The organism is Pseudoroseomonas cervicalis ATCC 49957 (genome assembly GCF_000164635.1).
Taxonomy (GTDB): domain Bacteria; phylum Pseudomonadota; class Alphaproteobacteria; order Acetobacterales; family Acetobacteraceae; genus Pseudoroseomonas; species Pseudoroseomonas cervicalis.
In genome coordinates, this window is sequence record NZ_GG770778.1 from 78470 (window position 1) to 83507 (window position 5038).

A 5038-nucleotide genomic window follows, 5' to 3' on the forward strand; every position below is an offset into this window, starting at 1 on the left:
CGCGCGCCGCTCTCGCCCAGGATCAGCATGCCGGGGCGCTGCTCCTCCGGGCTCTCGGCGGTCAGCGCCAGCTTCTGGGCGACGTCGCGGGCGACCAGGCCGGGCTGCGCGGCGGCGGGGTAGAACTCGACCAGCGGCTGCGGCAGGTTCAGCTCGCTGGCGGCGCTGCGCAGCGCGCTGGCCATCTGCCGGCCGAGCGCGCCATCGGGGGCGGCGAGGGCGAAGCGCTGCACGCCCTGCGCCTGGCCGGCCGCGACCAGGCGGCGGACCTGCTGCACGGGGGTGATGCCGAGCGGCCAGACCTGCTGCGCCGCCTGGTTGGCGTCGTTGGTGAAGGGCAGCACGGGGATGCCGGCGGCGCGGGCGGGGATGGAGACGGCCGCCGTCTCCTGTGCCGTCAGCGGGCCCACCAGCACGCGGGCGCCGCCCTGGATGGCCTGGCGCGCCGCGGCGGCGGCGCCGGCGGGGGTGCCGTTGGTGTCGCGGGGGACGAATTCGAAGCCGGGCGCGCCCTGCTCGAACAGCGCCAGCTGCGCCGCGTTCATCAGCGACTGGCCGAGCGCCGCGTTCTGCCCGGAGAGCGGCAGCAGCAGGCCCACCTTGGCGCGCTGCGGCACCGGCTCGGCATAGCCGCCGGCCATGGGCTGCGGCGCGTAGGAGGGGCCGGAGGCTTGCGGGGCGCAGGCGGACAGCGCCACAAGGGCAGCGATCAGCGCAGAGCCGGCCAGCGACCGCCGGGCCTTGGGGAGAGTTCCAACCAGTGCAGCCGGATGAGCCTGAAACCAACGAGACGACACGTGAACACTCTCCTCCTCCGGGTGGGGCGCCCGGCCTGACCCTGGTGGCGACGCCGATCGGCAATCTCGGCGACCTCGCGCCGCGCGCCCTCGCCGTGCTGCGCGCGGCGGATGCGGTGCTGTGCGAGGACACCAGAGTAACCGCCCCGCTGCTCACGCGACATGGCGTTTCGGTGAGTCTTCTGCCCCTGCACGAACACAACGAGGATGCGGCGACCCCGCGCCTGATCGCGCGGATGGCGGAGGGGCAACGCTTCGCCCTGGTTTCGGATGCAGGCACGCCGCTGATGAGCGACCCCGGCTACCGGCTGGTGCGGGCCGCCATCGCGGCGGGCATCACCGTCTCGGCCGTGCCCGGGGCGAATGCGGCGGTGATGGCGCTGACGCTCTCCGGCCTGCCGCCGCACCCCTTCCTGTTCCACGGCTTCCTGCCGCCGCGCGAGGCGGCGCGGGCGGCCGAGCTGGCGCGCTTCCGCGCCATGGAGCGGGCCGGGCTGTCGGCCACGCTGATCTTCTACGAGGCGCCGCACCGCCTGGCCGAGACGCTGGCGGCGATGGCGGAACTGCTGGGGCCCGACCGGCCGGCGGCGGTGGCGCGGGAGCTGACCAAGCGCTTCGAGGAGGTGCGGCGCGGCAGCCTGGCGGAGCTTGCCGCGCATTACGCCGGGCATCCGGCGCGCGGCGAGATCGTGCTGCTGGTGGGCCCGCCCGGCGACGCGGCGCCGGAGGCCGAGGCGGGGCTGGACGAGCAGCTGCGCGCGGCGCTGGCGGCCGGGCAGAGCCTGCGCGACGCCGCCGCCATGGTCGCCGCCGCCACCGGCCTGCCGCGCAAGCAGGTCTATGCGCGGGCGCTGGAGATGCAGCGCGGCGCGGCGGGGGAGGAAGGCTGAGGCGGCGGGACGGAGTGCAGTCCTATTGCGATTCGGCAACGGAATGGTCATTTACCGGCTTGCTGCGCTGCGGCTAGCTAGGCGGGGCAGCAGGGCGGGGAATTGAGCCGGATGAGCGGAAGCGCGCGCGCCATCGATGTGCCGATCATCATCTTCGCCTTCGACCGCGGGCCCTATCTGCGGCGCTTCTGCCAGTCGCTGAAGGCGCAGCAGGGCGTGGCGCTGGACGAGCGGCGCATCTTCCTGCTGCAGGATGGCGCCGTCTCCCGCCGCTCCGGCGTGCGCTATGCCGAGGACGCGGCGATGGCGGAAAGCGTGACCGCCTTCCGCAGCGTCTTCCCCCAGGGGCAGGTGGTGGCGAGCCCCGAGAATCTCGGCATCGCCGGCAACATCCGCCGCGGCGAGCGCCTGGCCTTCGAGGCGCTGGACGCGGATCTGGCCTATTTCTTCGAGGACGACCTGGAACTCGGGCCCTGCTACCTGCTGATGCTGGAGCGGCTGCGCGCGGCGCTGGCCCCGCATCCGGAGGTCGCCTATTTCGCCGCCTATGGCGACCACCGCGCCACCCCCTGGCCGGACCGGGTGAACCTGGTGCCGCTCGACCACCACTGGGGCTTCGGCCTGCGGCGCGAGGCCTGGCGGCGCATCAGCGCGTGGCTGGCCCCCTACCACGCCATCCTCGACCGCACCGACTACCCGAACCGCGACCATCTGGCGGTCTATCGCTGGCTGGAAGGCCAGGAGATGGCGATCGACAAATCCTCGCAGGACGCGCTGAAGGCGCTGGCGGCGGCGCGGCTCGGCTATGCGCGGGTGATGACCGACACCTGCTTCGCCCGCTACATCGGCGAGAAGGGCGCCTCCTTCAACGAGCGCCGCTTCCGCGAGCTGGGCTTCGACCGGATGGTGCCGAGCGAGCGCGGCGACCTGCCGATCGAGCCCGTCGATGCCGCCCTGGTGCAGCGCATGGCGGCGCTGCACCAGACGCATTTCCGCCGCTTCCGCGAGCGCGACTTCCCCGGCTTCCTGGAACGCTACGCGGCGCGCCACTGGGCGATGGACCGCCCGCTGGAGCGCGACGATCTGACCGCCCTCTACCGCCTGCTGCTCGACCGGCTGCCGGAAGGCGAGCACATCTACGAGCAATGGGTGGGCCGGCAGAGCGTCGCCACCATGCGCCGCACCCTGCTGCGCAGCAGCGAATACCGCGGCCGCAACTGGAATTGAGGGGGCTTCGCCCCCTCAAACTCCCCCAGCAGGGGACAGGGTCCCCTGCACCCGCCCTCAGGGGGAGGGCGGCACCGTCTCGCGCTCCTGCGCCAGCAGCAGGGTGGCCAGGCGCTCGAACTCGGCGACGCTCAGCGTCTCGGCCCGGCGCGTCGCCTCGATGCCGGCCGCCTCCAGCAGCGCCTCGGGCCGGCCCAGCGTCTTGAGGGAGGAGCGCAGCATCTTGCGGCGCTGGCCGAAGGCGGCGGCGGTCACCCGCTCCAGCGCCGCCATCAGCGCCGGGTCCGGCACCGTGCCATGCGGCACCAGATGCACGATGGCCGACCACACCTTGGGCGGCGGGCTGAAGGCGCCGGGCGGCAGCCGCAGCGTCATGCGGCACTGGCAGCGCCATTGCGACAGCACCGCCAGCCGGCCGTAATGCTCCGTGTCGGGGGCCGCCGTGATGCGCTCCGCCACCTCCTGCTGGAACATCAGCGTCAGGCTCTCGAACAGCTCGGCGCGGTGCAGCCAGCCGATCAGGAGTGCGGTGCCGACATTGTAGGGCAAATTGGCGACGATGCGGCGCGGCGCCGGCAGCAGCGTCGCGGCGTCGATGCGCAGCGCATCGCCCTCGACGATGGACAGCCGGCCCGGATAGGCGGCGGAGAGTTCCTCCAGCGCGGCGATGGCGCGGCGGTCCAGCTCGACGGCGGTGACATGGGCGGCCGGGCTGTCGAGCAGCGCGCGGGTCAGCCCGCCCGGGCCGGGGCCGATCTCCAGCACTTGGCGGCCCTCCAGCGGCGCCGCGATGGAGGCGATGCGGGCGCAGAGCGTGGCATCCAGCAGGAAGTGCTGGCCGAGCGCCTTGCGCGCGGCCAGCCCGTGCTTCGCGACCGTCTCGGCCAGCGAGGGGAGGGTGGGCGGAATGGCCGCCTCAGCTCCGCATGTCGATCTGCGCGCGGCGGCGCAGGTCGCGCTGCAACTGGCGCGAGGCCAGCTCGATGCGGTCGCGCAGGATCTGCACCCGCGCCTGCTCCGGCGTCAGCTCGGCCAGGTTGCGCGTCTCGCGCGAGCAGACGGCGAGCACCAGGATGCCGTCCGGCGTCACCAGCGGCTGGCTGGCGCGGTTGACCTGCAGGCCGGCCACGATGCTGCGCAGCTGCGGCGGCTGCATCTGCTCGAGCGGCAGCGGCCCGCCCGGATCGGCCGGGCGGCTGCTGCCGCGCGCCGCCGCCTCCACCGCCTGGCAGTTCTGGCCCTGCAGGGCGCGCGCCCGCTCCAGCGCCTGGATCTGCTGCTGGGTCGGGTTCTGCGGGTCGAGCGCGCTGGTGAAGCCCAGGAAGGCCTGGCGCAGCGTCACCATCGTCGCCAGGTCGCGGCCCGTCTCGCGCTTCTGGCGCAGGGCGACGATCTGGAAGCCGCCCGGCACGCGCTGCGGGTTGGCGATGGCGCCCGGCGGCATGCGCTCCAGGATGCTGGCCACGCCGGGGTCGAACTCCTCGCCGCGCACCCAGCCCATGTCGCCGCCCTGCAGCGCCGTCTGGCTCTGGCTGAACTGGGTGGCGGCGGCGGGGAAGGGCACGCCGCGGCGCAGCTGGCCCACCACATCCTCGACGAAGCGGCGCACCTCGGGCTCGGCGCCAGGGTCGTCCACGGGGATGAAGATCTCGGAGACGAGGTATTCCGGCTGGCCGGTGCGCGCCTTGTGGGCGGCGACGAACTCGGCGACCTCGGCCGGCGAGATCTGCGCCTGCTGGCCGAGCTGGGCGCGCACCAGGCGCGACCAGCCGATCTGGTTGCGGATCTGGTCGAACAGGGCGCGCGGCGGGATGCCGGCGGCGCGCAGCTGCCCCACCAGCCCGCCGCGCGGCAGGCCGTTGCGCGATTCGATCTCCTGCACCGCCTCGGCCACGTCCTCGTCGGGGACGGGGATGCCGCGGCGCTGCACCTCCTGCATGCGCAGCCGCTCATCGACCAGCAGGCGGGTCACCTGCGGGCGCAGCCGCTGCACCACGTCGGGCGCCGGGCCCATGCCGGCGTTCAGCGCGAAGAGCCGGGCGCGGCCGGCGACCTCGCCGGCGGTCACGACATCGCCATTGACCACGGCGACGATGCTGTTGACCTGGGCGGGGGCCGCGCCGG

Annotated in this window: 5 protein-coding genes; 2 read left to right on the forward strand and 3 right to left on the reverse strand. The window is 74.1% G+C overall.

Features of this window, described 5'->3' with window-relative positions; all coding sequences use genetic code 11:
• A partial coding sequence (locus HMPREF0731_RS07735) for a penicillin-binding protein activator (RefSeq protein ID WP_169312273.1) occupies window positions 1–698 on the reverse strand: 698 nt, incomplete at its 3' end.
• 62 nt (window positions 699–760) lie between these two features.
• Between HMPREF0731_RS07735 and rsmI the strand changes: the two genes are divergently transcribed.
• Together rsmI and HMPREF0731_RS07745 are read left to right on the forward strand one after the other, a co-directional pair.
• Window positions 761–1687: a 16S rRNA (cytidine(1402)-2'-O)-methyltransferase gene (gene rsmI / locus HMPREF0731_RS07740; RefSeq protein ID WP_007003515.1), complete on the forward strand. Its 927-nt coding sequence runs from the start codon at window positions 761–763 to the stop codon at window positions 1685–1687.
• Window positions 1688–1798: 111 nt separating this feature from the next.
• Window positions 1799–2914 carry a glycosyltransferase family protein gene (locus HMPREF0731_RS07745; RefSeq protein WP_007003516.1) on the forward strand — a complete coding sequence of 372 codons (1116 nt, stop codon included), beginning with the start codon at window positions 1799–1801 and terminating at the stop codon, window positions 2912–2914.
• 57 nt (window positions 2915–2971) lie between these two features.
• Here the strand turns inward: HMPREF0731_RS07745 and rsmA are convergent, their stop codons facing one another.
• On the reverse strand, window positions 2972–3823 hold the full coding sequence (rsmA, locus tag HMPREF0731_RS07750) for a 16S rRNA (adenine(1518)-N(6)/adenine(1519)-N(6))-dimethyltransferase RsmA (protein WP_040612542.1): 852 nt from the start codon (window positions 3821–3823) through the stop codon (window positions 2972–2974).
• A gap of 7 nt (window positions 3824–3830) precedes the next feature.
• Window positions 3831–5038, reverse strand: a 1208-nt coding sequence (locus tag HMPREF0731_RS07755) for a peptidylprolyl isomerase (RefSeq protein WP_007003518.1), incomplete at its 5' end; no start/stop codon positions are given.